This window comes from Serratia proteamaculans (assembly GCF_004684015.1).
GTDB classification, from domain to species: Bacteria; Pseudomonadota; Gammaproteobacteria; order Enterobacterales; family Enterobacteriaceae; genus Serratia; species Serratia proteamaculans_F.
This window is the reverse complement of sequence record NZ_SRIA01000019.1, coordinates 62606-89449: the sequence shown is the minus strand read 5'-3', so window position 1 is coordinate 89449 and position 26844 is coordinate 62606. Positions and strand designations below refer to the sequence as shown.

Genomic DNA, 26844 nt, shown 5'->3' with positions numbered 1-26844 from the left:
CCCCTGATTTAAGCTGCTGTTTGTAAAGATAATGGGCTGCGACGGTACAGATAGAACGTCGCCAGCAATGCGCATAGCGCAGCAAAACTCATCCAGTAGCCGGGGGATGCCTTATCGCCGGTGTACTCAATCAGCGCGGTAGAAATGACCGGTGTAAATCCGCCAAAGACCGCGGTCGCCAGGCTGTAGGCCAGTGAGAAACCGGCAACCCGCACCTCCGTCGGCATGATCTCGGTTAACGCCGGGATCATGGCACCGTTGTAGAGGCCATAGATGAAGGACAGCCATAACAGCACCGTGAGCATCATGGAGAAGCTGGGGGCTGCCGCAAGCAGGCCAAGTGCCGGATACGCAGTAACCAGTGCCAGCAGGGCCATGACAATCAGGATCGGTTTTCGACCAAAATGGTCTGACAGCGCACCCCCAACCGGCAGCCAGAGGAAGTTGGATATCGCTACCAGCAAGGTCACCAGCAGGCTGTCAGAGGCGCTCAGCATCAACACTTTTTTACCGAACGTCGGTGCATAGACGGTGATCAAATAAAATGCGGTGGTGGTCATGGCGACCATCAGCATGCCGGCAATAACCACCTGCCAGTTCGCCAAGAGGGTTTTAAACACCTCGCGCATCGCCAGATGGTTGCGACGGGCGTTAAACTCCTGGGTTTCTTCCAGTTTACGGCGCAGTAAAAAGATGAAAGGGACAATCAGGCAACCGAACAGGAAAGGCAGACGCCAACCCCATTCGCGAATGGCGCTTTCTTCCATAACGGCATTCAGGGCGAAACCCATCGCCGCGGCCACCATTATGGCCACTTGCTGGCTGCCGGACTGCCAACTGGTATAAAAGCCTTTGCGGCCTGGGGTGGCAATTTCGGCCAGGTAAACGGATACGCCGCCCAGTTCAGCACCGGCTGAGAAGCCTTGCAATAATCGGCCGCCCAGCACCAGCAATGGCGCCCAGATCCCGATCGTCTGATAGGACGGGATAAGAACAATCAGGAAGGTCCCGGCGGCCATGATCGACAGGGTAACAATCAGCCCTTTACGTCTGCCGACTTTATCAATGTACGCACCCAACACGATTGCACCGACAGGACGCATCAAAAAGCCCGCGCCAAAGACCGCGAAGGTCATCATCAGCGAGGCAAATTCACTGCTGGCCGGAAAAAAGGTATGGGCAATATAGGTGGCATAGAACCCGAACAGGAAAAAATCAAACTGCTCCAGAAAGTTGCCGGAGGTAACTCGCAGTATCGCGCTGATTCTGGCCCGGTAGGTCATGGGGGCGTTAGAGGAATGCATCTCAATCTCCAGTTTGTCATTGGCGCTTTTACTGCGCCTGTTTCTGCAGACTGGATCAGGTCAATAAAGTAAATAAGCGCAATAAACTCATCAACTGATGCGTTTGCCGCATGAATCAACGTTAACAATTGAGTGCGATAAGCTGTAACGGGTCATTAACAATGATTCCCCTGCGCTGACTTGTTCGCTGGACGCTAAAACTTCATGTGCGTTTTGTGACAAGCCTCATACAGGGGAAAGGGCAGAAAAATGCTGAGAGGGGGACGCCGGGGGGAGTTCATGGGGTGGCAAACTCACTGCCGCGATCAGCTTTGATTCTCCTGATGACTATTTTCAGCCGATCGTTGCGTCTCTTTCATGTAGTCAATAAAGGCGCGTAATGGGCCGGACATATATTGGCGATTAGGATAATAGAGTTGCAGGGATGGGCGTTCGGGGAGCCAGTCGTCCAGAACCTTGACCAGCTTGCCGCTTTGCAGATGTTCTTTCACCTGTTCGTAATAGAGATAGCCCAGCCCGGCGCCGCACAGAACCGCCTCGAGCGCTGAATCCATATCGTCGAGCATGATATTACCCACCGGAGCCACTTCAAGTTTCTCTGAAGGGTTTTCAAATTCCCAGAGGTAGGGGCGGCCGCTCTGGAAACGAAAAACGACACTTTGATGATGAATCAGCTCGCACGGATGCTTCGGCGCGGGATGATGCTTAAGGTATTCAGGCGTGGCGACCACCACCAGTTTGATTTTCGGCCCAATGGGGACGGTAATCATGTCTTTTTCTACCCGGTTATTCAGGCGGATCCCGGCATCGAACTCCTGCTGGACAATGTCCACCAGCTTGTCATCGGTGGTGATCTCCACTTTGATGTCCGGATATTTGCGGCTAAACCCCGCTATTAACGGCAGCAGAAAGAGACGTGAGGCCAGGCGTGAAGTATTGATTTTGAGGGTGCCCATCGGCGCATCGCGAAAGCAATTCATCTCGTCGAGTATGGTATTGATTTCATCAAATACCGGGCGTAGCCGTTCAAAAAGGGTTAATCCTGCTTCAGTCAACGCCACGCTGCGAGTGGTGCGATTAAATAAACGGACTTTTAATCTCTGCTCCAGCTGCTTGATGGAGTGACTCATGGCGGAGGGGGATAGCCCCAGTTCATCGCCCGCTTCCCGAAAACTTTTGTAGCGTGCGACGGCAATAAACGAAGCAAAGTCTGAAAAGTTCGGCTGCATTAGTGAATTTTCCTCAATAACCCATCTCAAATACTACGTTTTACACAACTATCCTGCGGCCGTAAAGTAATAGTTCTTTCACGGAGAATTATGGTAATTATATGAAATTAAATAATATTTACTTTGTTTGGGCCCATCCGCGTCCCGATTCTTTAACCGCGCAGGTGGTGGGTGAGATGCAGAGCGAGGCGGCGCGTCAGGGCTACAATGTTTCCAGCCTTGATCTCTATCGCAGCCATTTTGATCCGCTACTCAGGGTGGAAGATGAGCCGGACTGGGATAATCCGCAGAAAACCTATTCGGAGGAAGTGCATCGGCTTTTCAATGAGCTGGAGGATAAGGACACATTGGTTCTGGTGTTCCCCGTATGGTGGTATGCCTTTCCGGCCATGCTTAAAGGCTACCTGGAACGCGTCTGGAACTATGGTCTGGCCTACGGCGAAGGGAGTGGCCTGAAGGATAAAAAGATCCGCTGGCTGGCTTTGGTGGGTGGTTCACAGTCAGGATTCATTAAGTACGGCTGGGAAAAGAACATGACCGATTACATTAATGGCAGCATGGCGTATCTGGGGGTGGAGGATGCGAGGATCGATTTTCTCTATAACACGATTGGCGTGGAGGAGGGGATCACCGACGGCGAAGCCCATTACCATAAACTGTTCGCCGAGGCGCGTGAGGTTATAAGTTCTCTGAGAGAAACCAGTGAAGCCTGAACAGTAACGCCTGGCTAAAATACAAAAAGCAGACTTCCGGGGAAGCCTGCTTTTCTAATTTGGCGAGGTTATTTAGCGGCGAGTTCTCTGCGGATGATTTCAGCACCTGCGCTTAAAGCATTGAGCTTGCCAGTGGCTACCCGACGAGCCAACGGGGCCATGCCGCAGTTGGTTGAAGGATAGAGCTTGTCGGCATCAACAAACTGCAGTGCCTTGCGTAAAGTATTGGCGACTTCTTCCGGTGTCTCTATGGTGTTGGTTGCCACGTCAATGGCGCCTACCATCACTTTTTTACCTCGAATCAGCTCAAGCAAATCCATTGGAACATGCGAGTTATGGCATTCCAGTGAGATGATATCGATATTGGATGTCTGCAGTTTGGGGAAAGCTTCTTCATATTGCCGCCATTCTGACCCCAGCGTCTTTTTCCAATCGGTATTGGCTTTGATGCCATATCCATAGCAGATATGCACAGCCGTTTCACATTTAAGCCCTTCGATGGCTCTTTCTAAAGCGGCGATGCCCCAATCATTCACTTCATCAAAGAAAACGTTAAATGCCGGTTCATCAAACTGGATAATATCGACCCCGGCCGCCTCTAACTCCCGGGCTTCCTGGTTAAGAATTTTAGCGAATTCCCAGGCCAGTTTTTCGCGGCTTTTATAGTGGCTATCGTAAAGCGTATCTATCATCGTCATCGGGCCTGGCAGGGCCCATTTAATCGGCTGCTTGGTTAGCTGACGTAAAAACCGGGCGTCTTCAACAAACACTGGTTTTTGACGAGTCACCGCACCGACGACCGTCGGGACACTGGCATCATAGCGATTACGAATTCTGACCGTCTGCCGTTTTTCAAAATCAACGCCGCTCAGGTGCTCAATAAAGGTAGTGACAAAGTGTTGGCGCGTTTGCTCGCCATCACTGACAATATCAATGCCTGCTCGTTGTTGATCTTCCAGGGACAAGCGCAAGGCATCTTGTTTACCCTCAATCAGTTCCTCATCCTGCAATTTCCAGGGTGACCAAAGTGTCTCAGGCTGTGCAAGCCAGGAAGGCTTGGGTAAGCTGCCGGCAGTCGAAGTAGGTAATAATATTTTCATAATGGGTGACCTTTTATTTTTGGTTAATCAAAGCGCGCAGTGAGCAGACCATTGCTCAAAAATAGTCTTATAGGGTTTGATAAAGTGTTCTTCAGTAAATTTCCCCTGCTCAATCGCCAATTGGCTACGCTCTTCGCGGTCATAAACAATTTTTGTTAATGAATGATCCTGATGATTCAGGGCCGGCTGATAGTATTGTCCGGCTGCAGAGTTTGCATTGTAAATCTCAGGGCGGTAAATCTTTTGGAAAGTCTCCATCGTGCTGATGGTACTGATAAGTTCAAGATCGGTGTAATCACCGAGTAAATCACCAGAAAAATAAAAGGCCAAAGGCGCAACACTATTTTTCGGCATAAAATAGCGAACCTGCAAGCCCATTTTGCTGAAGTATTGTTCAGTCAAAGAGGAATCGTTTTGCTGGTATTCAATGCCCAAGACAGGATGCTCATTCCCAGTGCGATAATAGGTGTCTTTACTGGATACGCTTAAGCATATGACCGGTAATTTTTTAAAGTTATCTTTGTACTCATTTGAGTTGACAAAATATTTAAAAATATTCCCGTGCAAGTTACCAAAGTCATCTGGAATGCTAAATTCGGGTTGGTTATTGTTGTGTTCTGACAGCAACACACTAAAGTCATAATCTCGCACATAAGAAGAGAAATTATTCCCTACGATACCTTCCGTACGCTTGTTGGTTTTTTTATCAATAATGTTGGTTTTTAATATCTCAATGACCGGGAAGCTATTGCCATTGTCTTTAATATTCATCTCAACAGAAATGATTTCAAGTTCGACAGAATAGCGATCGCCTTTGGGGTTATCCCAATGCGCCAGGGTATTGAAACGATTGTCAATCATCACCAGAGTATTGCGCAGGTTTTCCTGACGATTCTTGCCTCTGGCCAAATTGGCAAAGTTGGTAGTGATGCGCGTATTTTCGGAAGGGTTATAGTTCTCGTCGAAACTACTGCTCTTGATGGTAAATGTAAAATCTTTGTTCATCGTGATCTTGCACCCTGAGTTCTGGTATGAAAACTGAATCTAATTTTTTGATTTTCCAGAAACTACTGGGTTTCTCATTCATCAGTCTTCATGTTGTCAGTAAGTTAACATTGCATCTTTTATGCCAGAGCCACTGAATGAGTGAAAGCGACTTAATTTCATTACCACATGAGGCATATTCATGATCTGGGTGCGAAGGGAGGAAATGTCGATAGTGGGGGCAGTGACGGGTCAAAAAGCTTCGAGAAACGCCCCCTACAAACGGCTTTGATGTTTACCGCTTCAACCCGGCCCCTCGCTTCCTGCCGCCAACAAAGGAACCAGGATGTCGCTAATAGGGGTAGGAATACCTTGTGAATGTCCATAACGCTGCACGACGCCGTTACGTATTTCCCATTCCAGCGGGCGATTGGCCTGACGATCGGCGAGAATGGAGGTACCCAAGTCCGCAGGCGCACGATGAAAACCGTCAACGATCTCCTGGGGAACATTATCGCTAAGTACCGCACCTTCGGCACGTGCGACAGCCAGACATTCATGCAGATAAGCCAGTGCCAGTTTCGTGATATCCCCGCGTGAGAACATTCCCGCACGGCGGTTTGCAAGAACCATCAGGCCCGCGACCGCATTCTGCAATAGTTTGCGCCAGGCGATCGAGAGGAAATCGGATGACAGCTCAACGCTGCAGCGGGTACCGCTGAGCGCACCAATGATCCGTTTTACCTGTGGCACATCCGGGAGTGTCAAACGCGGTTTAGCCCGCAGGCGGACAGAGGAATCTGGTTCGCGCTGTGCCGGGAACCATACGACCGAAGGCAGTACCGTTGCTCCGTTAACATAGGGTTCCAACAGAGTTTTCTGTTCGACACCGTTTTGCAGCGCACACACGACAGTGTTTTCATCGCATAACGCGGCAAGCCAATTGGCGCTCTCAGCCACCTGGGTCGTTTTCACCGCCACAAAGACCAGATCGAAGGGTTGGGTATTGGTCGGTGGCTTGCTCAATACCGGACCAGGAACCACCACTTCACCTTCATCGTGACGCAGAATTAATTGTGGGTGCGCGGTGCGTCCGCAAAGCAGTGGCGTGCGGCCAACTTCGTGCAGTGCAGCAGCGATAGTGGTACCAATCGCACCGGGACCAATCAGAGCAATAGTAGGGGAGTCAGGCATTTCAAGTCCTCTTGTGATCGTCAATCCATCAACAGCGTGCCGGTAGCACTCACCGTGCTCGCCAGTATTTTGTTCAACGTGTGTATTTCACCGAGAAACAGATAACTCAGGAGTGCGGCAAACAGCAAGCTGATTTCATGTCGCAGCGATACGGCACTCACCGCCTCTGGTAGCCCACAGGAGAGTCTCACAGAGTCGTTGCTTTGGGATGTGTTGAGAATAGAGGGGAAAAATTGCTTAAAGCCAGGAGATGAGCATGCTTTTACCTGGGATATGCGATATCTGGAAAAGCAAAAAGCCCGCTCAGGTTTCCCTGAGCGGGCCTCTCTAATATGGCTCCTCTGACTGGGATCGCCTTTGCCAGTAACTGGCGAATAAGTAAGCTAAATCTGAATTCCCTTGCTGTCAAGACCACCAGAATGACCACCAATCGACGCTGATGAGCGAATCAGGGGGGCTGGAATGTAGTTACTTATTGTTGGAATTGGGGACATGCTGCTGCATCAATTCAACGATCCAATCAATAAAAACTCGCAGTTTGGCGTTGACATGGCGGTTCGGCGGAAATGCCAGATAAAGGGGCATTGGATTAATATGCCAATGTTCAAATAGCGGAATCAAGGAGCCACAAGCCTGATGTGCTGCCGCCATATAGACTGGCAGCGCAATCACACCTAACCCAGCTATCCCAGCTTCGAGGTAAGCATTGCCATCATCCACTGCAAGCACATAGCTGCTCTTGATTTCAATATGTTCACTCTCACAGTGCAGAACCAGAGAATCAATCTTGCCGGTGCGTGAGGACAAGAATCCCACGATGCGATGGTCGGTGTTTTCCAGCTCTCGCGGATGTGCAGGGGCGCCAAGGCGTTCCACATAACTGGGGGCGACGTAGACGCCGATTTGCAAATCGCCGACATGACGTGCGATTAGGGACTGATCGTTGATTTCGCCGCCGCGCAGGACGCAATCCACATTGTCGCCGATCAGATCCACCATCCTGTCACTCACGCCCATGTCGAACTGGATATCAGGGTAGCGCGCGTGGAAAGCCGGTAGCGCCGGCACCAGCACAAGGCGGGCCAACGGACTGGGCACATCCACCCGTAGCCGTCCCCTGGGCGTAATCGCCGCACTGGACAGGCTGTTTTCAGCATCATCCATGTCCGCCAGAAGACGAATAACGCGCTCGTAGTAGGCCGCTCCATCAGGAGTGACACCAAGCTTGCGGGTGGTGCGATGGAGTAACTTGACGCGCAGGCGCGCTTCCAACTGCTGAATGAGTTGTGTCACTGTGGTTTTGCTCATATGAAGTGTTTGGGCAGCCTTTGTGAAGCTACCTGCCTCCACCACACGAGCAAAGGCGCGCATCGCATCGAAACGATCCATTCCTCACCCTCTCTTTTCACCGATTGTTTGGATTTTACAAACAATGATGGACAAAGTCGCTTGTTTATCCATCCGATTTGGTACCTGTAAAGTGTCTTTATATTCATTGGGCAGATTTCGCCCCATTGCAAAGGTACAAACATGACAACACGCGAAGCAGTTTTTCCCTTCGGGCGACAGGAGCTCTATGAGCGCAATCGGTATTCACCAGCCATCAAATCTAACGGCTTCTTGTTTGTTTCGGGGCAGGTTGGTAGCCGGGAGGATGGTTCGCCTGAACAGGATCTTAAAGAGCAGATCAGGCTGGCATTCGATAACCTTAATGCTGTTCTCACGGCTGCGGGCTGCACGTTCGGTGACGTGGTTGACGTTACCCTCTTTGTCGTCGATCCTGAGTCAAACCTCGACGCTATCTGGAGTATCCTGCCCGAATATTGGGGGGAAGCGCCTTACCCTACGTTGACCGGGATCGGCGTGACGTGGCTTTACGGATTCAAGTTTGAGATTAAGGTGATTGCCAGGCTACCCTAAGTGTTACGGGTCTTTCCGCCAGTCGAAAATTCAACAGGGCAGCCCGCGCTGCCTGTAGAGGCAACAGAGAGATTTCTGGCGTGCTATATGCCGGATCGGGATGGTTTGCCGGGCCTGTCTGGATTGACTGATGAGACAGAGGAAAATTTATGAAAGCAGCGATTTATGACGTGCAAGGCGCTCCCGACGTCCTGAAATATGTCGATATCCCCGATCCGGTCGCAGGACCTGACGACGTCCTGATTTCTGTCGAGGCCATCTCGATTGAAGGTGGAGACCTGATCAACCGCCGTTTAACTCCGCCGCCTCTTCCTTCATGGATCGTCGGCTACGCGGCCGCGGGCACGGTTGTTGCTGTCGGCTCGAATGTCCGTAGCCGTTCGGTTGGGGACCGGGTCGCTGCTTTTAACATGCAGGGATCGCATGCGGAGCTATGGGCTGTGCCCGCGGAACGAACATGGCTGATACCCGATGGGGTGGATGCGGCAGAAGCAGCAGTGTTACCGATTTCTTTTGGAACTGCGCATCATTGCCTTTTCACACGGGGCATGCTTCGGCACGGAGAAACCGTCCTTATTCAGGCAGCAGCGGGTGGCGTAGGGCTCGCGGCTGTTCAACTTGCCTCACAAGCAGGCGCGACGGTCATCGCCGTGGCAAGCGGAACGCAGCGAAGAAGCCGGTTGCTTGAACTGGGTGCCGATCATGTCGTGGATCGTGCAGAGAATAACGTCGTGGACAGTGTCCGACAATACACCCATGGCTCCGGTGTTGACCTGGTCATCGATCCGGTGGGGACGACGTTGCCTGCTTCGCTTTCTGCACTCGCTCCGGAAGGACGTCTACTCTTCGTCGGTAATGCGGGCGGTGGCAGCCTGACTGTCGACTTGTGGCCGCCAATGCAGTCTAACCAGACACTCATGGGGGTATTCATGGGACCCCTTTTTGAAAGGCCCGGAGTTCGGGCAAGTGTGGATGACATGTTGCAGGCTGTAGCAGCAGGGCGCATCAGGGTTGTCATTGACCGTATCTTCCCCCTGGCCAACGCTGCCGCGGCCCACGAATTCGCCGAGACAGCGAAACCGCTTGGCCGCATAGTGATGAAGCCCATCTTTATTTAGGGATTGGAAGTCGTGATGATGAAATACTGAAAATGCATCGGGCCTGTTTTTCACACTCACTGATTGCATCAAAGCCACACAGGCCTGGGCTCCGGGAATAAAAAGCAAAAAGCCCGCTTAAGTTTCCTTAAGCGGGCTTCTCTAATATGGCTCCTCTGACTGGACTCGAACCAGTGACATACGGATTAACAGTCCGCCGTTCTACCGACTGAACTACAGAGGAATCGTTTGAACGGCCGGAATCATAACGGGGTGTTGGCAGCATGTCAAAGGCGGATTACGCATTCTGTGACTGTTTGCTTACAGAATGCGCAACCCGTTGAGCTTTTGGCAGATTTAGCCCTGTTCTGCGCGTTTTAGACGCAGTTGATAATGGTAATGGCTGCGGCTGAGCAGGTAGTCCTGGTTAACGCTCGGGCTCCAGGAGTCGTCACCGCCCACCCCCATATGGAAACCGTCCAGACTGAGCCAGGTGCCGGCTTCCGGTTGCAGCAGGTGCTGGTGGCTGCACTCCATCAGCTGGCGCAGGCCGTAGCGGCTGAGCGAGAAGTGGAACAGCCCGTCGATGTGCCAGTCACCGTACTGTAGGCTGCGGGTCTCGCAGCGCAGCCCGTTCTCGCCGGGGAAGATATACGGCGTGTGCAACGCTTCCAGCGGCAGTTGCCAGCGCCCGAATTGCGCGGCGAGGCGGCGGTCCGGGTAGTTCTCATGCGGGCCCAGCCCCAACCATTGCGCCTGTGGATGAATTTCTTTCAGTTGGCAGCTCAGGCCAATACGCGCCGGTGGCGGCAGACTGGCGGCAATATCGACGTCGACGCTGATGCTGACTGCGCCCTGGCTGTCGAACAGCCACTGTTTGCGGCTGCGTAACAATGTTTGTCCATCGGCCCCGAACAGGTGTTCACTCACCACCCGCACGCCATCGCCAAGCTGGTCGGCCTGCAACAGCGTGCAGCGCTCCTCCAGCCGGTACATGCCCGCCAGCTTCCAGCGTTCGACCCAGGCGTTGGGATCGATGCGCTCGACTTCGCTGATGCCGATGTCGTTATCCAGCGGCGCACGGATAAAGTTATCGCGCAGTGGCGTCAGCAATTGAGGGCGCTCATGTTGCCACCATTGGCTTAAACAGCCGTCGTGGCGCGTAAACTGCCAGCGTTGATGACCGTGAGTGATGTCGATCGTTTGCTCATTTTGGCTCAGCTGTGGCGCTGAACCGGTCTCTGCTGGTGGTGCAAAATGCAGCGTGCGGAGCACCAACCATTGGTCCCAGGCGCAGCGATGGTTGGCTTCGGACCAGTCGGTGGCCTGCGGTTGCACCACTTCGACATTCAGCCACAGTTCGCCGGGTTGATGGAGCATCGGCAAGCGCTCGAGCAGTGGGAAGCTGGCGCTGCCCTGCGGCGGCAGGCTGAGATCGAAGCTGCCGCTGGCGCGTTCCGTGCCATCGAGTTCCAGCCGCCAGTTCAGCCGTTCATTGTCGGTTTGGCGGAACAGATACTCGCTGTTGACGGTCAACGTCAGCGTCTCGGCGTCGAAGGCAAACTGGAAAAATTGCTGTGCGCGTTGTGCTTCAAACAGCGCAGGGTGGGGTGTGCGGTCGGGGAATACCAGCCCATTAAGGCAGAATTGTCGATCGTTCGGCGTGTCGCCAAAGTCGCCACCGTAAGCCCAGTATGAATTGCCGTTTTCATCGCTGCGGGTCAGTGCCTGATCGACCCAGTCCCAGACGAAGCCACCCTGCAGGCGCGGATACTGACGGAAGGCCTGCCAGTAGCGGTCAAAACCCCCGAAGCTGTTGCCCATCGCATGAGCGTATTCGCACAGGATTAACGGGCGATGCTCATCCGGCAGGCCGATCCACTTTTTGATTGACCACTTGGGCACGGCGGGGAACGGCTGATCCTGATCCACCCGCGCGTACATCGGGCAGATAATATCGGTGGCGGCGCTGTTGGCCCCCCCGCCTTCGTACTGAACCGGGCGGGTAGGGTCCTGACTTTTCACCCAGCGATACAACGCGTCGTGGTTGCAGCCGTGACCGGACTCGTTGCCCAGCGACCAGATAATAATGCAAAGGTGGTTGCGGTCACGCTGCACCATGCGGGTTACGCGTTCGCTCATGGCCGGCAACCACAGCGGATCGTCAGACAACCGGTTCATCGGCTGCATGCCGTGGGTTTCAATATTGGCTTCATCCACCACATACAACCCGTAGCGATCGCATAACCGGTACCACAATGGATGGTTCGGGTAATGTGAGCAGCGCACCGCGTTGAAGTTGTGTTGCTTCATCAGCAGGATGTCATGGCGCATGGTGGCCTCGTCCATCACCTGACCGTGCTGCGGATGATGTTCGTGACGGTTGGTACCGCGGATCAACAACGGTTGGCCATTAAGTTTTAGCAGCCCATTGCTGATTTCCACCTGGCGGAAGCCGACGTCATAGGCCTCCACCTCAATAATTTTCCCTTCCGGCGACAGCAGGGTGGCGGTTGCGCGGTACAGCGTGGGCGTTTCCGCGCTCCACAGCGCAGGTTGTTCCACCGGCAGGCGCAGGGTAGTGCGATCCTCATAGGCACCGCGTTCGTCGATAATCGCACTGCCGAAAGCCTGGGTTTTTTCCCCAACCAGTTGGCCATCGCGCCATAGCTGTAACTGCACCCGATGCTGCGTGGGCTGGTTGACGTGCACTTCTGCGACCAGCTCGCCACGGCGGAAACTGTCATACAGCGGAGTGGTGATGCGGATATCGCTCAGGTGTGCGGCGGGTTTATGCAGCAGGCTGACGTCGCGGAAAATACCGCTCATACGCCACATATCCTGATCTTCCAGATAGCTGCCATCGCACCAGCGCAGCACCATCACCGCCAGTCGGTTTTCACCGGGCTGCAACCAGGGGCTGAGATCAAACTCGGCGGGCAGGCGGCTGTCCTGTGAATAACCGACCCAGTGGCCGTTGCACCACAGATAAAACGCCGAGTTGACGCCGTCAAAAATAATGCGCGTCTGGCCTTCAGCCAGCCAGGCCGGGTCGACGGTAAATTGCCGCGAATAGCAGCCGGTCGGGTTATGTTCCGGCACTCTCGGCGGATCGACCGGGATCGGGTAGCGGACGTTGGTGTAGATTGGCGCGTCATAACCGGCAAGTTGCCAGTTGGACGGCACCGCGAGGGTATCCGCGTCGGCCTGGTCCTGTTGTAACCAACTGTCGGGCACCGCCTGCGGCTTGTCGAAATAGCTGAACTGCCAGTCGCCGTTCAATATTTGCCGACTCCCGCTGCTCTCATCATCACGTGCGGCATTCAGGCTGCGCCAGCTCGAGAAAGGCGGATGTGCGGCCAGCCGCTGATAATGGGTACAGGCCGGATTTTGCCAGTCCCGGCGGGCGAGAAGGTCTTTCAGGGAAGGAGGGGGCAGGCTACTCATCGGCGATCGTCCTGTCGGCAGATTATAGAGGCATCATGCCGAATAAGATGCTGATGAGTCCCCAAAAAGTAAAGCGGTTACATTCAACCTTGCAGGGCCGATCAAATAACCGCTTATTCTGGCAGGCTGGGGCGATAAATCCTCTGCGGACGGCCTACTTTGCCGTAAATGATTTCTGCACGCAGCTGCTGGGCGGCGGTGCAAAACTCCAGATAACGGCGCGCGGTGGTGCGGCTTAACCCCATCTTTTGCGCAACGCTTTCAGCGGTGTGACTGGCGGAGGGGAGCTCGAACAAGGCGCGGACTTTGACCAGCGTCAGTTCATCAATGCCCGCAGGTAGCGCTGCCTGCTGTTCACCGCGTGCATAGGTGTTGAACATCTGATCGATGCGCTGCTGGCTAAGTCGCGCTTTGTCTTTCAGCGCCTGACGCCGCTGGCTAAAACGCAACAGCGTGTGGGCCAGACGATCATAAGCCAGCGGTTTGATCAGGTAGTCGAACACCCCGTAACGCAGCGCTTCGGCCACGGTATCCATATCGCTGGCGGCGGTGATAAACACGATACCGCCGGCATAACCACTCAGGGTCAGTTCACGCAGCAGTTCAATGCCCTGGCCGTCGGGCAGGAAGTTGTCCAGCAGGATCAGATCCGGTTTAAAGCGGTCGGTCATCATGCGCGCCTGAGCCAGGTTGCCAGCCAGCCAGATTTGCCGACAGCCGCCATTCTGCCGGATAAATTCCGCATGCATCTCCGCCAGTGGCGTCTCATCTTCGACGATCAGTATGTTCAACCATTCCATAGGGCAGCTTCCCGTTGCAATGAATATGCTAAATAAATGTAAGTGAATTGCACTATCGAATAAAGAATATCTTAGTAATAAACACCATAAAAATAATTAAGCAAATAAACAACATTAAATAACTTATTAACCGAAAGGTGTTTGTGAAACAGGTCAATAATTGGCTGTTTTTTTCTTATTACTATTGTTTCATTAAGTTTTAGCCATGGTTTTTCGTTTTTATCTTCATGGTTTTTAAGGTTTTAATTGCCCATGAAATGTTAATTGATGTTTGTTTTCTGTTTTGTTTGTTATTTATTAGTTAACCCAGAGAGCGTGATATGTTGGGCGATGCCATATTTGACCGAGTGAGAAGATCAGATCATAAAAGTATTGCGCAGATTAATGCCTTTCTGCGAAGTAACGATCTGAATATTGATACTACGGTTGAAATATTTATTACCGTTACACAGAACGATAAATTGGTCGCCTGCGGCGGTATTGCGGACAATATTATCAAATGCGTTGCCATCAGCCCACAAATGCGTGGCGAAGGCCTGGCACTGCAACTGGCGACCGAACTGGTGAATCTGGCTTATGAACGCCACCACACCCAGCTATTTATCTACACCAAAATCCAAAATGAACCGCTGTTCCGCCAGTGTGGTTTTTATCCGATAGCTCAGGTGCCGGGCATCGTGGTGCTGATGGAAAACAGCCCGTGCCGCCTGAAGCGCTATGCTGCCCAACTGGCGGGGCAGCGGCAGCCGGGCCAGCGCATTGGCAGCATTGTGATGAATGCCAATCCCTTTACCCGTGGCCACCAATATCTGGTGCGCCAGGCGGCCGAAAAGTGCGACTGGCTGCACCTGTTTTTGGTCAAGGAAAACACCTCGCGTTTCAGCTATGAAGACCGGCGGCGGCTGGTGCTGGCGGGGACGGCAGACATTGCCAACCTGACGGTGCATGAAGGCTCGCAATACGTCATTTCCCGCGCCACTTTTCCTTGTTACTTCATTAAAGATCAGGGTATTGCCGACGACTGCTACACCGAAATCGATCTCAAGATCTTTCGTCAGTATCTGGCCCCTGCACTGGGCATCACCCACCGTTTTGTCGGCAACGAGCCGTTCTGCGCGGTCACCGCAAAGTACAACCGCGATATGCGTTATTGGCTGGAAACCCCGGCGTTATCCAGCCCGCCAATCGCGCTGGTAGAAATTGAGCGTTTGCAATATCAGGGCACGGCAATCTCCGCCTCCTGGGTGCGCAAGCTGTTGGCCGCGGGGGATTTTCACGCCGCCGCGCCGCTGGTGCCACCGGACACCCTGTATTACCTGCAAGATTTGCAAACGCAGCGCCGGACCAAACCGGCGGCCACCCCCTTTGAATCCGCACAATCAGGTGAAAGATGAAAATTATCCGAGAAGCAATGGCCGGCACGCTGGAATCCAGCGATGTCATGGTGCGCATCGCCCCCGCCGAGGGGCCGGAACACGATCTGCTGATCGCCAGCAGCGTGGAAAAACAGTTCGGCCAAGCCATCCGCCAGACACTGCTGCAGGTGCTGGAGCACTACCAGGTGGAGCCGGTGCAGGTGATGGTGGACGACAAAGGGGCGCTCGACTGTGTACTGCGGGCCCGGCTGGAAACCGCGCTGATGCGTGCCAGCGACAATGGCCAACTGCCGTGGGGAGCGCCTAATGAAAACGCTGAATAAACACCGCCTGCGTCGCAGCATGCTGTTTGTACCCGGTGCCAATGCGGCGATGGTAAGCAACGCCTTTATCTATCAGGCCGATGCGCTGATGTTCGATCTGGAAGACTCGGTGATCCTGCGTGAGAAAGACGCGGCGCGGCGGCTGGTTTACCACGCGTTGCAACATCCACTGTATCAGGAAGTGGAAACCATTGTGCGGGTTAACGCGCTGGATTCCGCCTACGGCCTGGCCGACCTGCAGGCAGTGGTACGCGGTGGGGCGGACATTGTGCGTCTGCCGAAAACCGACAGCGCGCAGGATGTGGTGGATATGGACCGAGAGATTGCCGCCATCGAAGCCGATTGCGGGCGCCCGGTCGGCAGCACCGGCCTGCTGGCGGCGATTGAGTCGGCAGCGGGGATAACCCAGGCGGTGGCGATTGCTCACGCCTCACCACGGCTGATCGGTATTGCGCTGGGGGCGGAAGACTACGTGCGCAACCTGCGTACCGAGCGTTCCCCGGAAGGCATCGAACTGTTGTTCGCACGCTGTTCGTTGCTGCAGGCAGCGCGGGCGGCAGGTATTCAGGCGTTCGACACGGTCTATTCCGATGCCAATAACGAAGCCGGTTTCCTGCAGGAGGCGGCGCTAATCAAACAGCTCGGCTTCGACGGCAAATCTCTGATTAACCCCCGACAGATTGAACTGTTGCACAACCTGTATGCGCCCACCGCCAAAGAGGTGGCTCATGCCCAGCGGGTGGTGGATGCCGCGGCGGCGGCGGAGCAGGAGGGGCGCGGCGTGGTGTCGCTCAACGGCAAGATGGTCGACAGCCCGGTGATTGAACGCGCACGGCTGGTGCTGCAGCGTGCGGCGCTTTCCGGCATCCGCGAAGCCTCGGTTCAGCATGGAGAGGAAGCATAATGAAACGTCAACAACGACTGATGACCCTGAATAACCTGGCGGATTTACGCTGCTATCAGGCGTCCTCCAAGGCTAACCAGCAGGCGAGCAAACCCCGTGATATCAAACGCTGTGACTCGCTGGAACAGGCGGTGCGCCGCAGCGGGCTGCAGGACGGCATGACCATTTCTTTCCACCATGCGTTTCGTGGTGGCGATCTGGCGTTAAATCAGGTGATGGAAGCGCTGGCGGCGATGGGGTTCCGTAACTTGACGCTGGCTTCCAGTTCTCTCAGCGAATGCCATGCGCCGCTGGTCGGCCATATCCGTAACGGGGTGGTGAGCCGTATTTATACCTCCGGCGTGCGCGGCCCGCTGGCGGACGCCATCTCACGTGGTTTGCTGGCCGAACCGGTACAAATCCACTCCCATGGGGGGCGGGTCAACCTGATCGAATCCGGCGAATTGAGCATCGACGTTGCCTTCCTCGGGGTTCCGGCCTGCGATGAGTTCGGTAATGCCAATGGCTACAGCGGCGAAGCCTGCTGCGGCTCGCTGGGCTATGCCAAAGTGGATGCCGATGCGGCAAGCACCGTGGTGTTGTTGACCGAGGCGATAGTGCCTTATCCGCATCATCCGGCCAGTCTGGCGCAGGATCGGGTGGATCTGATTGTTCAACTTGAGCGAGTGGGCGATGCCGACAAGATTGGTGCCGATGCCACGCGCATGACCTCCAACCCACGTGAACTGCTGATTGCCCGCCGGGCCGCCGAAGTGATCGCCGGTTCCGGCTACTTTACCGAAGGCTTCTCGCTGCAAACCGGCACCGGTGGTGCTTCGCTGGCGGTGACGCGTTTTCTGGAAGACAAAATGCGCGCACGCGGCATTCGCGCCGGTTTCGCATTAGGCGGCATCACTTCGACCATGGTGGATTTGCATGAAAAGGGGCTGATTGCCCGCTTGCTGGACGTGCAGAGCTTTGACCGTGCGGCGGCGATGTCGCTGGCGCGTAACCCCAATCACATAGAAATCAGCGCCAATCAGTATGCCAACTTCAGCTCGAAGGGGGCTTCGGTCGACAGGCTGGACGTGGTGGTCTTGAGCGCGCTGGAAATCGACACCGGTTTTAACGTTAACGTGCTGACCGGCTCCGACGGCCTGCTGCGTGGGGCTTCCGGTGGCCACTGCGACACCGCGGCGGCGGCGCGGTTGGCGATCATCGTGGCACCGCTGGTGCGTGGGCGCATCCCAACGCTGGTCGAGCAGGTCACCACCTGTGTCACGCCTGGCTCCAGCATCGATATTCTGGTTACCGATCATGGTATTGCCGTTAATCCGGCGCGGCCGGAGCTGGCGCAGCGGCTGAAAGAGGCCGGTTTACCGGTGGTCAGCATCGACTGGCTGCGCCAGCGAGCGCTGTTGCTGACCGGTGAACCGGAGCCGATCGTCTTTACCGACAAGGTAGTGGCGGTAGTGCGCTATCGCGACGGGTCGGTGATCGACGTGGTGCATCAGGTGGCGGAGTAATCCTATGGCTAGCGTCCTTCCCGAACTGGCCGCCAACCGCGCAGTCAGCCTGCCGGAATTGCTCACCAGCCGTGAATGCCGTCAGGCACGTCAGCAGGCATGGCTGGCGCAGCATCAGTCCACCTTGCTGGTGCTGACGCTGGTGGTGCCCGGCGCGGTAAAAGACAGCGCGCTGACGCGCAATATCTTCAACCTGGGCTGGCAGGCACTGCAAAACATGTGGGGTGAACAGGGTTGGCACTGCCTGCAGGCTGAAACGCTGGCGCTATCGACCGGCTGCGAGGGTTTTGTGGCGCTGCAGGCCGATGCCCAGCGGGTGAAAGACTGCGCCATCGAGTTGGAAGTGCAGCAGCCGATTGGCCGACTGTGGGATATCGACGTGCTGGACTCACAGGGGCGTATTTTGTCGCGCCGCGATCTGGGGTTGGCGGAGCGTCGCTGTCTGCTGTGCAGCCAACCGGCCAAACTCTGCGCCCGTCAACGGCAGCACAGCAGTGAACAGCTACTGCAGGAAATGGAAAGGATGCTCAATGATGCACTCGCTCTCCGCTGATCCCGTCAAGTTTGCTCCGCAAACAGAGGTCGGTGACTTCGCCCATGCTGCCTATCGCGCGCTGTTGGTGGAAGTGAATCTGACCCCAAAACCGGGGTTGGTGGATCGCCACAACAACGGGGCTCATCGGGATATGAACCTCGGTCATTTTTACCGTAGCGCCCGCGCCATTGGCATCTGGCTGCCGCGTTTTGTCCGTCAGGGCCGCGACGATGCCTTCCGTCCGGCAGCCGAACAGCTATTGCGGTTGCGACCGCTGGGACTGGCCTGTGAAAACCACATGTTTCAGGCCACCGGTGGCATCAACACCCACAAAGGCAGCGTGTTTTCTCTCGGCCTGCTGTGTGCCGCCTTCGGCCGTCGTTACCAGCAACAACAACCCGTTGACGCCAAAACCTTGTGCGCCGAGGTGGCAAGCCTGTGTCACGGGCTGGTGGCGCGTGAGCTACAGCAGCACAACGCGTTGCAGACTGCCGGGCAGCGATTGTTTGCCGAATATGGCCTGAGCGGCGCTCGCGGTGAGGCCGAGTCCGGTTTCGCATTAGTGATTACCGGCGCGCTACCGCTGTATCGACAACGGCGGAAGGCCGGTTGTGACGAGCAGACCGCATTGATGGATAGCCTGCTGTGGCTGATGGCGCACAACGACGACACCAACGTCGCTTCGCGCGGCGGCATCGAAGGCTTGCGCTGGTTGCAGCAACGCGCCGCAGAGTTGTTGGCTCAGGGCGGGGCACAGGGCGAGCGGGGCATTGATCGCCTGCGACGATTCGACGCCGAATGCATCACGCGCAATCTCAGCCCCGGCGGCAGCGCCGACCTGTTAATCGTCACCTGGCTGCTGGCGCAGTTAGCGAACTAAAAACAATAACCCGTCTTCAGGAGAATTTTATGTCCGAAACCAAGGAAAAAATCTGGAAAGCGCTGACGCCGTTGCTGGTGTTGGCGATCCTGCTCTGGATACCCACGCCCGACGGCATGCCGCCGCAGGCCTGGCGTTACTTTGCCATTTTTGTGGCGATGATTGTTGGCATGATCCTCGAGCCGATCCCGGCGACGGCGATCAGCTTTATCGCCGTGACCCTCAGCGTGCTGAGTGCCAATTGGGTGCTGTTCGGGGCGCAGGAACTGGCAGAACCGGGCTTTAAGGCCGGTAAAGAAGCACTGAAGTGGGGGCTGGCGGGGTTCTCCAGCACCACCGTGTGGCTGGTGTTCGGTGCCTTTATCTTCGCGCTCGGCTACGAAGCTACCGGGCTGGGGCGGCGTATCGCGCTGTTCCTGGTGAAGTTTATGGGCAAGCGCACCCTGACGCTGGGCTATGCGGTGGTGATCATCGATATCCTGCTGGCGCCGTTTACCCCGTCCAATACCGCGCGTACCGGCGGCACCGTGTTCCCGGTGGTGAAAAACCTGCCGCCGCTGTTTGACTCGTTCCCCAATGATCCCTCTTCGCGCCGCATTGGCGGCTACCTGATGTGGATGATGGTAGTCGGTACCAGCATCAGTTCCTCGATGTTCGTCACCGGTGCCGCGCCCAACGTACTGGGCATCGAGTTCGTCAGCAAGATCGCCGGGGTGCATATCAGTTGGATGCAATGGTTCCTGGCCTTCCTGCCGGTTGGGTTGCTGTTGTTGATTATCGCGCCGTTGATCTCCTATTACCTGTATAAGCCGGGCGTAACCCACAGCAGTGAGGTGGCGACCTGGGCCAACACTGCGCTGGGGGAGATGGGCAAGCTGACGCGCAAGGAATACACGCTGATTGGTCTGGTGCTGCTTAGCCTGTGCCTGTGGGTGTTTGGCGGCAAGCTGCTGGATGCCACCACGGTCTGCCTGCTGGCGGTCTCCCTGATGCTGGCGCTGCACGTGGTGTCGTGGAAGGAAATCACCAAATATTCCAGCGCCTGGAACACGCTGGTTAACCTGGCGACGCTGGTGGTGATGGCCAATGGCCTGACGCGTTCCGGTTTTATCGACTGGTTCGCCCAGACCATGAGTACCCATCTGGACGGTTTCTCGCCGAATATGACGGTGGTGGCACTGGTGCTGGTGTTCTACTTTGCTCATTACCTGTTCGCCAGCCTGTCGGCGCACACCGCTACCATGCTGCCGGTGATCCTGGCGGTCGGTAAAGGGCTGCCGGGGGTGCCGATGGAGGAATTGTCGATGTTGCTGGTGCTGTCGATCGGTATCATGGGCGTGCTGACGCCGTACGCCACCGGCCCAGGGGTGATCATCTACGGTTGTGGCTACGTGAAGTCGAAAGATTACTGGCGCATGGGCGGCATTCTCGGCGTGGTGTATATCGCCGCGCTGCTGTTGATCGGTTGGCCAATCATGCGTTTGTGGCTGTAAGTTTTTGAGTTAACGGCGGTCATCTATGGGTGGCTGCCGGGCAGACCTCTCCTTGTGATACCCATCACACACTTTCCCCGTTAACCTCGCCATCATAACGAAGCAAAGCTAACACATTAAAAATAATCATATTCCTGGAGCCTCTGCGGATGAAAAGAAATGCCTTATTGCTGTGCTTGCCGTTATTCATCACCGGGACTGCCCTGGCGGAAACCAACGACTATCAATTGGATCAGGTACTGGTGATGAGCCGCCATAACCTGCGTGCGCCGCTGGCTAATAACGGCAGCGTACTGGCACAGTCCACCCCCAAAGCCTGGCCGGCCTGGGACACGCCGGGTGGCCTGTTGACCACCAAGGGCGGGGTACTGGAAGTGTATATGGGCCATTATTTCAATGTGTGGCTGAAACAAACCGGCGTGCTGCCGCAGGAAGGCTGCCCGACGGCCGGCAGCGTTTATGTTTATGCCAACAGCCTGCAGCGCACGGTAGCGACCGCGCAGTTCTTTACCAACGGCGCTTTCCCCGGCTGTGATATCAGCGTGCATCATCAGGACAAAATGGGGGAGATGGATCCGACCTTCAACCCGATTATCACCGACAACAGCGACGCCTTTAATCAACAGGCGATGGGGGCGATGAACCAAGAACTGGCCTCGCTGAAACTGGATGCGGCCTATAAACAGCTGGCGAAAATCATCGACTATAAAGATTCCAGCAGCTGTAAAACCGACAAACGCTGCGATCTGACCCAAGAAGTCAGCAAAATGAGCGCGGTGCCGGGCAAAGAGCCGGGTGTCGCCGGCCCGCTGCGGGTGGGCAACTCGCTGGTGGACGCCTTTATGCTGCAATATTACGAAGGTTTCCCGATGAAGGACGTGGCCTGGGGTAAAATCACCACGCCGCAGCAGTGGAAACAGTTGGCGCAGTTGAAAGACGGCTATCAGGACTCTCTGTTTACCTCGCCGGTCGTGGCGCAGAACGTGGCCAAGCCACTGCTGACCTACATCAACGGCGTACTGATTGGCGAGCGCAAGCCGGACTCACCGAAAGTGACGGTGCTGGTGGGCCATGATTCCAACATCGCTTCTCTGCTGTCGGCGATGGAGTTCCAGCCCTATCAACTGCCGCATCAATATGAGAAAACGCCGATTGGCGGCAAGCTGGTATTCCAGCGTTGGCACGACAAGAAAAACGATCGCGACCTGCTGAAGATTGAGTACGTCTATCAATCCACTGACCAGTTGCGCAATGCCAGCCCGTTGACGCTGAAAACGCCTCCGCAGCGCGTCACGTTGGCACTCAAAGGTTGCCCGGTCGATAAACAGGGCTACTGCGCCTGGGGCGACTTCGAAAAAACCATGAAAGGCATTCTGTAATCCAGCCATTCCTCTCCCTCGATTGCGGGGGAGAGGAATAATCATTGTTGCCTATGGGTTCGGCGTCTAAAATTACCGCTTACACACCCAACATGGACGACAAGTGTTCTCTTCCTTTATCCCCACTCTTGAATGGCTGAACCTGGATGATTACCCAGGGCAGGTTGCCCGTTGCCGATTTTCTTTGGCCCATTATCAGGACAGCTGTTTCGACGAAATCGGCATGACATTGCCCGATCATCTGGCTCGTGCGGTGCCAAAGCGGCGGGCGGAGTATCTGGCCGGGCGTTACCTGGCGCGGAAGTTGCTGGCTCCACTGGGGTTTGCTGATTTCACGTTGTTACGCGGGGAAGACCGTGCGCCGCAATGGCCGAGGGGCATCGCAGGAGCGATCAGCCATAACGCTGATACCGCACTCTGCGCCGTGCATCGGGAGAGCGGACTGGGTGGCGTGGGGCTGGATGTTGAAACGCTAATTCCCACCGTACGGGCGCAGGAGCTGTGGGGAGCTATCGTCAGCGAGACGGAATATGAATACCTGCGCGCTCAACCGCAGGCATTTAATCAATTGCTGACGCTGGTGTTCTCCGCCAAAGAAAGCCTGTTCAAAGCCTTGTATCCGCAGGTGCGCAGCTATTTTGATTTTCTCGATGCCCGTCTGGTGGCGCTCGATACACAACAACAAGCCTTTGCATTGGAACTGCTAAAACCGCTCACGCCGCATTGCCACGTTGGCCGCCGTTTTAGTGGCCGCTATTGGCATGAAAGTGACGATGTAACGACATTTATTTGTTTATAATCAAATTAATATATATGTTGCACTGTCACCTTTTACGGCTGGATGCGCCGCCGCCGAACCAGATGGCCAGCACCTTCCGACACCAGCAACAGCACCGCCAGCCAGATTGGAATATAGGTCAACCATTCATCGTGGCCGATACTTTCGCCGAGTAGCAGCGCCACTATCACCAACAGCACCGGTTCCACATAGCTCAGCAGGCCGAACAGGCTGAATGGCAGCAGACGGCTGGCCAGGATATAGCACACCAGCGCGGCGGCGCTGATTATCCCCAGCAGCGGAACTTGCCAATAGAGTGCCGGGCTGATGCTCAATGCCGCCAGCGGCCCGTCGCCACCGAAGGCGAACCAGGCGGCCACCGGTAACATCAATGTCAATTCGCACCACAGCCCGCCGAGGTTATCGGTGCCAAAACGGCGGCGCAAAATAAAGTAAAGCGGATAACCCAGTGCCACCACCAGCGTGGTCCAGGAGACGCCACCCACCTGATACAGCTCATTACCAACGCCGATAATCGCGCAGCTGACAGCCAGTTTTTGCAGTAACGAAAGTCGGTCGCGAAAGATTAAACGCCCCGCCAGCACCATGGTCAGAGGTAGCAGGAAATAGCCCAGTGACACCTCCAGCGCTTTGCCGTGCAGCGGTGCCCACAGGAACAACCACAGCTGAACCCCCAGCAGCGCCGAACTCAGCGGCAGAAACAGCAGGCGGCGCGGCCTTTGTTTTATCCAGTGCAGCGTTTCACTGACTTTGCACCAGTCGGCGGAATACAGCATAAACAGCGTCAAAAATGGCACCGTCAGCAGGGTGCGCCAGCCAAACACCTGCTCGCCGTCGAGCGGCGTCAGAGTGGAGGTGTAGTAATACATCACGCCGAACAATATTGAGGCGATGACGGAAAGCGCTATTCCTTTAATCACAGGCTGTCCTGAAAAGTTATTGATTTTATGGCCGCTACTCTAGTGAAGTTTGGTGCTGACAACAATGCCGCGTATCACACTGGACAATCGGCAGTGGCGAGTTAAAATAAGTACTGTGTATTAATACAGGTGTTGTGCGATGACCCTCGATCTTTTTGAAGACTCTGTGCCGCCGCCGTGGCGGGAGCAGATCGCCCCTGGCGCGGTGGTGATGCACGGCTTTGTGCGCGATCACGGCCCGGAGTTGCTGGCGGCAGTGAATGGGGTGATCGCCCAGGTGCCGTGGCGGCATATGACCACGCCGGGCGGCCACGTGATGTCGGTGGCGATGAGCTGGTGCGGCAACGGCTGGACCAGTGACAGCCGGGGGTACCGTTACTCCGAACGCGACTCGCGCAGCGGCAAACGCTGGCCACCGATCCCGGCTATCCTGATGGCGCTGGCGGATGAGGCGGCGCAGCAGGCAGGTTTTGCTCCCTTCGTGCCGGATTCCTGCCTGATGAACCGCTACGATCCGGGCAGCAAGCTGTCCTTGCATCAGGATAAGGACGAACATGATTTCGGCTCGCCGATCGTTTCCGTGTCGCTGGGGTTACCGGCGGTGTTCCAGTTTGGTGGCATGCAGCGCAGCGATCGCGCCCAGAGAATTCCGCTGGCACACGGTGACGTGGTGGTGTGGGGGGGCCCGTCGCGGCTGTGCTTCCACGGTATTATGCCGATCAAAGAGGGCTACCATTCGTTGGCGGGGCCACACCGCATTAACATCACTCTACGTAAGGCGCTTTAGCTGTGGCTCTTTCGCCAAACAGGCAACCAGATAGTCGATAAACACCCGCAGCTTGGGCGGCAAGTGCTGGTTGGGGCCATACAGTAGCCACAGGCCGCCGTGGTAGCTGCTGAGAAAATCCCATTCCGGCAGCACCTGCACCACTTCACCGCTGTCCAGCGCCTGCCGGGCTGTAAAGTACGGCAGGCTACCAATGCCAATGTGCTGTTTCACCGCATCCAGCCGCACACCGGTATGGTTGGCGGCATAGCGCCCCTGTACGTTTACCGTTACCGATTTACCGGCGCGGCGGAATTTCCAGCGGGCATCATTGGGGGTTTCCCCTAAATAAATACAGCTGTGCTGGGCCAAATCCTGCGGATGCTGCGGCGTGCCGTGTTGCGCCAGATAATCGGGGGTGGCGCACAGCAGGTGTTCGATAGTCATTAATTGACGGCCAATCAAGCCGGGAGAAGGGCGCTCGGTAATACGCAGCGCCAAGTCGACCCTATCGTCAATCAAATCCATATAGCGATCTTCCAGCCGCAGGCGAACGTTTACCTTGGGGTAACGGCGTAAAAACTCCGGCATGTGCGGATGCAATACAAAGCGGCCCACCGCCTTGGGCACGCTGACGCTGACCAGCCCTTCGGGTTCCACCGCGCCGCGACCGCTGAACGCCATGACAGAGTTCGCCGCGTCCAGCATGCTGCGACAGCGCTGAAACACCTCTTCACCTTGTTCACTCAGGCGCAGCTTACGCGTGGTGCGGTGCAGCAGTTGCAGCGCCAACGCCTGTTCGAGTTTGGCCACACTACGGCTGGCAGCAGAAGGGGACGTGCCCAGCCGACGGGCAGCGGCGGAAAAACTGCCGCTCTCCACCACCTGAACAAAAACGGCCATTTCGGCCAGCAGTGAATGAGAGAGATTTGTGCTCACAGCGCAAAGGTCCATTGTATCTTTGATGGATTATGCTTTGATTATGGCATGAATATAATGGAGCCACTAATCAGGAGAAAAACCATGACCGAACGGCTTTATTATTACAGCGATGACTTACAGGGCGAAGCACAGGTGCTGGCCTGTACCCCGGTTGAAGAGGGGGGATACGCGATAGAGCTGAACGCCACGCTGTTCCACCCGCAGGGCGGCGGGCAACCGGCCGACGGCGGCCTGCTTGGTTCTATCCCGGTACTGCGCGTGGCACAGCAGGGCGAAAAAGTGCTGCACTTTACCGCCGAGCCGCTGCCCGAAGGGCCGGTGAGCGTGCAGGTGGATGGCGAACTGCGCCGCTTGCACACCCGCTGGCATTCCGCAGGGCATTTGATCGGCTGGTTGGGTGAAACGCGCGGCTGGCAGCCGGTAAAGGCGCACCACTGGCCGGGGGAAGGGCGCATTACCTTCGTGCCGGGTGCTGAACCCCAAACCCTGGATCAGGATTTCCTGGAGGCAGAGTTGGCGCGGCTGATCGCGGCGGATTTCCCGCGTAAACAAGGGGCGGTTGAGAGTTTGCGCCAGGTAGGGTTCGGCGAACTGCCCGCCTATGGCTGTGGTGGTACCCATGTACCTTCACTGGCCGAGCTGGGATCGGTAAAGATTACTGGGTTAAAGATGAAAAAAGGGCAGTTGATTGTGCAGTACGAACTGGGCTGAAGTCTGATCCGGATCGGTTATTTCGCCGGTCCGGCCTGTCGTAGCATGGTGCAGAAAGCACATTGGCATCCGGCCTGTGGCAGGGCCGCACAGGTGCCGATATTGACCGCCTGCGCGTCCAGCGCATGGAAGCCGTAGAATATATTTTCGATGTTATTTTCTGCAATACGTGCCTGTTGTGGTTGCGGTTCGGGCACTTTGGACTGAAATGCGGTGGCCTTGCCGGCCAACAAGCCAAGGAACAATAGCAAGAGCTGAGTTTTCATTTTCATCGTCCTGGTTTGATTTTCGATACATTATAACAAAACATCCCTTCTGCCAAGCACCGATGCCTTGCATATTTCTGCGGTGGATTGAGTGTAATCTTACAGTTGGCAAAATATAAATTACGTCTTCCTGCATGTTTTTAACGTTATTAACAAAATGACATAACTCTTGTCGTAATTATGTCGAAGAACTCAAATTGCATAAATTGCCCGATGTTATCAATGCCCCGATACTCACCCCATCAATGAATTTAATT

26 protein-coding genes and 1 tRNA gene are annotated in these 26844 nt (G+C 55.5%); 14 read left to right on the top strand and 13 right to left on the bottom strand.

Annotation, left to right across the window (positions count from 1 at the left end; translation table 11 throughout):
* Positions 1–8 precede the first annotated feature (8 nt).
* Together E5C26_RS16110 and E5C26_RS16105 are read right to left on the bottom strand one after the other, a co-directional pair.
* The gene (locus E5C26_RS16110) at positions 9–1304 is read right to left on the bottom strand and encodes an MFS transporter (protein WP_135317221.1); all 1296 of its coding nucleotides are present in this window, start codon (positions 1302–1304) and stop codon (positions 9–11) included.
* 305 nt (positions 1305–1609) lie between these two features.
* Entirely contained in the window at positions 1610–2533 is a 924-nt protein-coding gene (locus E5C26_RS16105; RefSeq protein ID WP_135317220.1) for a LysR family transcriptional regulator, read from the bottom strand.
* A 101-nt stretch (positions 2534–2634) separates the two neighbouring features.
* Between E5C26_RS16105 and E5C26_RS16100 the strand changes: the two genes are divergently transcribed.
* Positions 2635–3246 (top strand): NAD(P)H oxidoreductase, encoded by a 612-nt coding sequence (locus tag E5C26_RS16100; RefSeq protein WP_135317219.1) that lies wholly within the window; start codon positions 2635–2637, stop codon positions 3244–3246.
* 68 nt (positions 3247–3314) lie between these two features.
* Here the strand turns inward: E5C26_RS16100 and E5C26_RS16095 are convergent, their stop codons facing one another.
* From E5C26_RS16095 to E5C26_RS16080, 5 genes are all read right to left on the bottom strand, one after another.
* Positions 3315–4346, bottom strand: a complete 1032-nt coding sequence (locus tag E5C26_RS16095; RefSeq protein ID WP_135317218.1) for a methionine synthase — start codon at positions 4344–4346, stop codon at positions 3315–3317.
* A 27-nt stretch (positions 4347–4373) separates the two neighbouring features.
* Entirely contained in the window at positions 4374–5351 is a 978-nt protein-coding gene (locus E5C26_RS16090) for a DUF1852 domain-containing protein (protein ID WP_135317217.1), read from the bottom strand.
* 282 nt (positions 5352–5633) lie between these two features.
* Positions 5634–6524, bottom strand: a complete 891-nt coding sequence (locus E5C26_RS16085; RefSeq protein ID WP_135317216.1) for an oxidoreductase — start codon at positions 6522–6524, stop codon at positions 5634–5636.
* Positions 6525–6544: 20 nt separating this feature from the next.
* Positions 6545–6715, bottom strand: a complete 171-nt coding sequence (locus tag E5C26_RS24650) for a hypothetical protein (protein WP_167796665.1) — start codon at positions 6713–6715, stop codon at positions 6545–6547.
* Between the two features lie 277 nt (positions 6716–6992).
* A complete protein-coding gene (locus E5C26_RS16080; protein ID WP_135317215.1) occupies positions 6993–7913 on the bottom strand; it encodes a LysR family transcriptional regulator in 921 nt (306 codons plus the stop codon).
* Between the two features lie 141 nt (positions 7914–8054).
* On the opposite strand from E5C26_RS16080, the gene E5C26_RS16075 reads away from it, so the two are divergent.
* Positions 8055–8444 carry a RidA family protein gene (locus tag E5C26_RS16075; RefSeq protein ID WP_135317214.1) on the top strand — a complete coding sequence of 130 codons (390 nt, stop codon included), beginning with the start codon at positions 8055–8057 and terminating at the stop codon, positions 8442–8444.
* A 149-nt stretch (positions 8445–8593) separates the two neighbouring features.
* Positions 8594–9562: a quinone oxidoreductase family protein gene (locus tag E5C26_RS16070; RefSeq protein WP_135317213.1), complete on the top strand. Its 969-nt coding sequence runs from the start codon at positions 8594–8596 to the stop codon at positions 9560–9562.
* A 147-nt stretch (positions 9563–9709) separates the two neighbouring features.
* On the opposite strand, the gene E5C26_RS16065 is transcribed toward E5C26_RS16070, so the two are convergent.
* From E5C26_RS16065 to dpiA, 3 genes are all read right to left on the bottom strand, one after another.
* A tRNA-Asn gene (locus E5C26_RS16065) sits at positions 9710–9785 on the bottom strand.
* Between the two features lie 113 nt (positions 9786–9898).
* Positions 9899–12988: a beta-galactosidase gene (locus tag E5C26_RS16060; protein ID WP_135317212.1), complete on the bottom strand. Its 3090-nt coding sequence runs from the start codon at positions 12986–12988 to the stop codon at positions 9899–9901.
* A gap of 113 nt (positions 12989–13101) precedes the next feature.
* On the bottom strand, positions 13102–13788 hold the full coding sequence (dpiA, locus tag E5C26_RS16055) for a two-component response regulator DpiA (RefSeq protein WP_135317211.1): 687 nt from the start codon (positions 13786–13788) through the stop codon (positions 13102–13104).
* A gap of 320 nt (positions 13789–14108) precedes the next feature.
* Here dpiA and citC point away from each other — a divergent pair, with 320 nt between their 5' ends.
* The 9 genes from citC (at position 14109) to E5C26_RS16010 (ending at position 22982) form a co-directional block, all read left to right on the top strand.
* Positions 14109–15182 (top strand): [citrate (pro-3S)-lyase] ligase, encoded by a 1074-nt coding sequence (gene citC, locus E5C26_RS16050; RefSeq protein ID WP_135317210.1) that lies wholly within the window; start codon positions 14109–14111, stop codon positions 15180–15182.
* Positions 15179–15487, top strand: coding sequence for a citrate lyase acyl carrier protein (citD, locus tag E5C26_RS16045; protein WP_135317209.1), 309 nt, complete (start codon positions 15179–15181; stop codon positions 15485–15487). The genes citC and citD overlap by 4 nt, the downstream gene beginning before the upstream one ends.
* Positions 15471–16391: a citrate (pro-3S)-lyase subunit beta gene (citE, locus tag E5C26_RS16040; protein WP_017893387.1), complete on the top strand. Its 921-nt coding sequence runs from the start codon at positions 15471–15473 to the stop codon at positions 16389–16391. The genes citD and citE overlap by 17 nt, the downstream gene beginning before the upstream one ends.
* Entirely contained in the window at positions 16391–17896 is a 1506-nt protein-coding gene (citF, locus tag E5C26_RS16035; RefSeq protein ID WP_135317208.1) for a citrate lyase subunit alpha, read from the top strand. Before citE ends, citF begins: the two co-directional genes overlap by 1 nt.
* 4 nt (positions 17897–17900) lie before the next feature.
* Complete coding sequence (gene citX, locus E5C26_RS16030; protein ID WP_135317207.1) at positions 17901–18449, top strand: citrate lyase holo-[acyl-carrier protein] synthase; 549 nt, start codon at positions 17901–17903, stop codon at positions 18447–18449.
* Positions 18427–19311, top strand: coding sequence for a triphosphoribosyl-dephospho-CoA synthase CitG (citG, locus tag E5C26_RS16025; RefSeq protein ID WP_135317206.1), 885 nt, complete (start codon positions 18427–18429; stop codon positions 19309–19311). Before citX ends, citG begins: the two co-directional genes overlap by 23 nt.
* A gap of 29 nt (positions 19312–19340) precedes the next feature.
* Positions 19341–20804: an anion permease gene (locus E5C26_RS16020; RefSeq protein ID WP_135317205.1), complete on the top strand. Its 1464-nt coding sequence runs from the start codon at positions 19341–19343 to the stop codon at positions 20802–20804.
* Between the two features lie 149 nt (positions 20805–20953).
* Positions 20954–22183 carry a bifunctional glucose-1-phosphatase/inositol phosphatase gene (gene agp / locus E5C26_RS16015; protein ID WP_135317204.1) on the top strand — a complete coding sequence of 410 codons (1230 nt, stop codon included), beginning with the start codon at positions 20954–20956 and terminating at the stop codon, positions 22181–22183.
* Positions 22184–22286: 103 nt separating this feature from the next.
* Positions 22287–22982, top strand: a complete 696-nt coding sequence (locus E5C26_RS16010) for a 4'-phosphopantetheinyl transferase family protein (RefSeq protein WP_135317203.1) — start codon at positions 22287–22289, stop codon at positions 22980–22982.
* Positions 22983–23014: 32 nt separating this feature from the next.
* On the opposite strand, the gene rarD is transcribed toward E5C26_RS16010, so the two are convergent.
* A complete protein-coding gene (gene rarD / locus E5C26_RS16005) occupies positions 23015–23902 on the bottom strand; it encodes an EamA family transporter RarD (protein ID WP_135317202.1) in 888 nt (295 codons plus the stop codon).
* 139 nt (positions 23903–24041) lie between these two features.
* Here rarD and alkB point away from each other — a divergent pair, with 139 nt between their 5' ends.
* Entirely contained in the window at positions 24042–24689 is a 648-nt protein-coding gene (gene alkB, locus E5C26_RS16000; RefSeq protein ID WP_135317201.1) for a DNA oxidative demethylase AlkB, read from the top strand.
* Here alkB and E5C26_RS15995 read toward each other — a convergent pair.
* Positions 24672–25607, bottom strand: a complete 936-nt coding sequence (locus tag E5C26_RS15995) for a LysR family transcriptional regulator (protein ID WP_206194283.1) — start codon at positions 25605–25607, stop codon at positions 24672–24674. The two genes, alkB and E5C26_RS15995, sit on opposite strands and share 18 nt — an antisense overlap.
* A gap of 84 nt (positions 25608–25691) precedes the next feature.
* Between E5C26_RS15995 and E5C26_RS15990 the strand changes: the two genes are divergently transcribed.
* Entirely contained in the window at positions 25692–26321 is a 630-nt protein-coding gene (locus tag E5C26_RS15990) for an alanyl-tRNA editing protein (protein WP_135317199.1), read from the top strand.
* A 17-nt stretch (positions 26322–26338) separates the two neighbouring features.
* Here the strand turns inward: E5C26_RS15990 and E5C26_RS15985 are convergent, their stop codons facing one another.
* Positions 26339–26587, bottom strand: coding sequence for a hypothetical protein (locus tag E5C26_RS15985; RefSeq protein WP_135317198.1), 249 nt, complete (start codon positions 26585–26587; stop codon positions 26339–26341).
* Between the last annotated feature and the right edge of the window lie 257 nt (positions 26588–26844).

Bases quoted from the DNA above. Each gene is read 5' to 3' on its own strand.
- dpiA (WP_135317211.1), bottom strand. From the start codon at position 13,788: ATGGAATGGTTGAACATACTGATCGTCGAAGATGAGACGCCACTGGCG.
- E5C26_RS16085 (WP_135317216.1), bottom strand. From the start codon at position 6,524: ATGCCTGACTCCCCTACTATTGCTCTGATTGGTCCCGGTGCGATTGGT.
- E5C26_RS16105 (WP_135317220.1), bottom strand. From the start codon at position 2,533: ATGCAGCCGAACTTTTCAGACTTTGCTTCGTTTATTGCCGTCGCACGC.
- citF (WP_135317208.1), top strand. From the start codon at position 16,391: ATGAAACGTCAACAACGACTGATGACCCTGAATAACCTGGCGGATTTA.
- E5C26_RS16100 (WP_135317219.1), top strand. From the start codon at position 2,635: ATGAAATTAAATAATATTTACTTTGTTTGGGCCCATCCGCGTCCCGAT.
- E5C26_RS16060 (WP_135317212.1), bottom strand. From the start codon at position 12,988: ATGAGTAGCCTGCCCCCTCCTTCCCTGAAAGACCTTCTCGCCCGCCGG.
- E5C26_RS16075 (WP_135317214.1), top strand. From the start codon at position 8,055: ATGACAACACGCGAAGCAGTTTTTCCCTTCGGGCGACAGGAGCTCTAT.
- E5C26_RS16080 (WP_135317215.1), bottom strand. From the start codon at position 7,913: ATGGATCGTTTCGATGCGATGCGCGCCTTTGCTCGTGTGGTGGAGGCA.
- E5C26_RS15985 (WP_135317198.1), bottom strand. From the start codon at position 26,587: ATGAAAACTCAGCTCTTGCTATTGTTCCTTGGCTTGTTGGCCGGCAAG.
- citC (WP_135317210.1), top strand. From the start codon at position 14,109: ATGTTGGGCGATGCCATATTTGACCGAGTGAGAAGATCAGATCATAAA.
- citX (WP_135317207.1), top strand. From the start codon at position 17,901: ATGGCTAGCGTCCTTCCCGAACTGGCCGCCAACCGCGCAGTCAGCCTG.
- citE (WP_017893387.1), top strand. From the start codon at position 15,471: ATGAAAACGCTGAATAAACACCGCCTGCGTCGCAGCATGCTGTTTGTA.
- E5C26_RS16095 (WP_135317218.1), bottom strand. From the start codon at position 4,346: ATGAAAATATTATTACCTACTTCGACTGCCGGCAGCTTACCCAAGCCT.
- E5C26_RS16110 (WP_135317221.1), bottom strand. From the start codon at position 1,304: ATGCATTCCTCTAACGCCCCCATGACCTACCGGGCCAGAATCAGCGCG.
- citD (WP_135317209.1), top strand. From the start codon at position 15,179: ATGAAAATTATCCGAGAAGCAATGGCCGGCACGCTGGAATCCAGCGAT.
- E5C26_RS16020 (WP_135317205.1), top strand. From the start codon at position 19,341: ATGTCCGAAACCAAGGAAAAAATCTGGAAAGCGCTGACGCCGTTGCTG.
- alkB (WP_135317201.1), top strand. From the start codon at position 24,042: ATGACCCTCGATCTTTTTGAAGACTCTGTGCCGCCGCCGTGGCGGGAG.
- E5C26_RS16090 (WP_135317217.1), bottom strand. From the start codon at position 5,351: ATGAACAAAGATTTTACATTTACCATCAAGAGCAGTAGTTTCGACGAG.
- E5C26_RS16070 (WP_135317213.1), top strand. From the start codon at position 8,594: ATGAAAGCAGCGATTTATGACGTGCAAGGCGCTCCCGACGTCCTGAAA.
- agp (WP_135317204.1), top strand. From the start codon at position 20,954: ATGAAAAGAAATGCCTTATTGCTGTGCTTGCCGTTATTCATCACCGGG.
- citG (WP_135317206.1), top strand. From the start codon at position 18,427: ATGATGCACTCGCTCTCCGCTGATCCCGTCAAGTTTGCTCCGCAAACA.
- E5C26_RS15990 (WP_135317199.1), top strand. From the start codon at position 25,692: ATGACCGAACGGCTTTATTATTACAGCGATGACTTACAGGGCGAAGCA.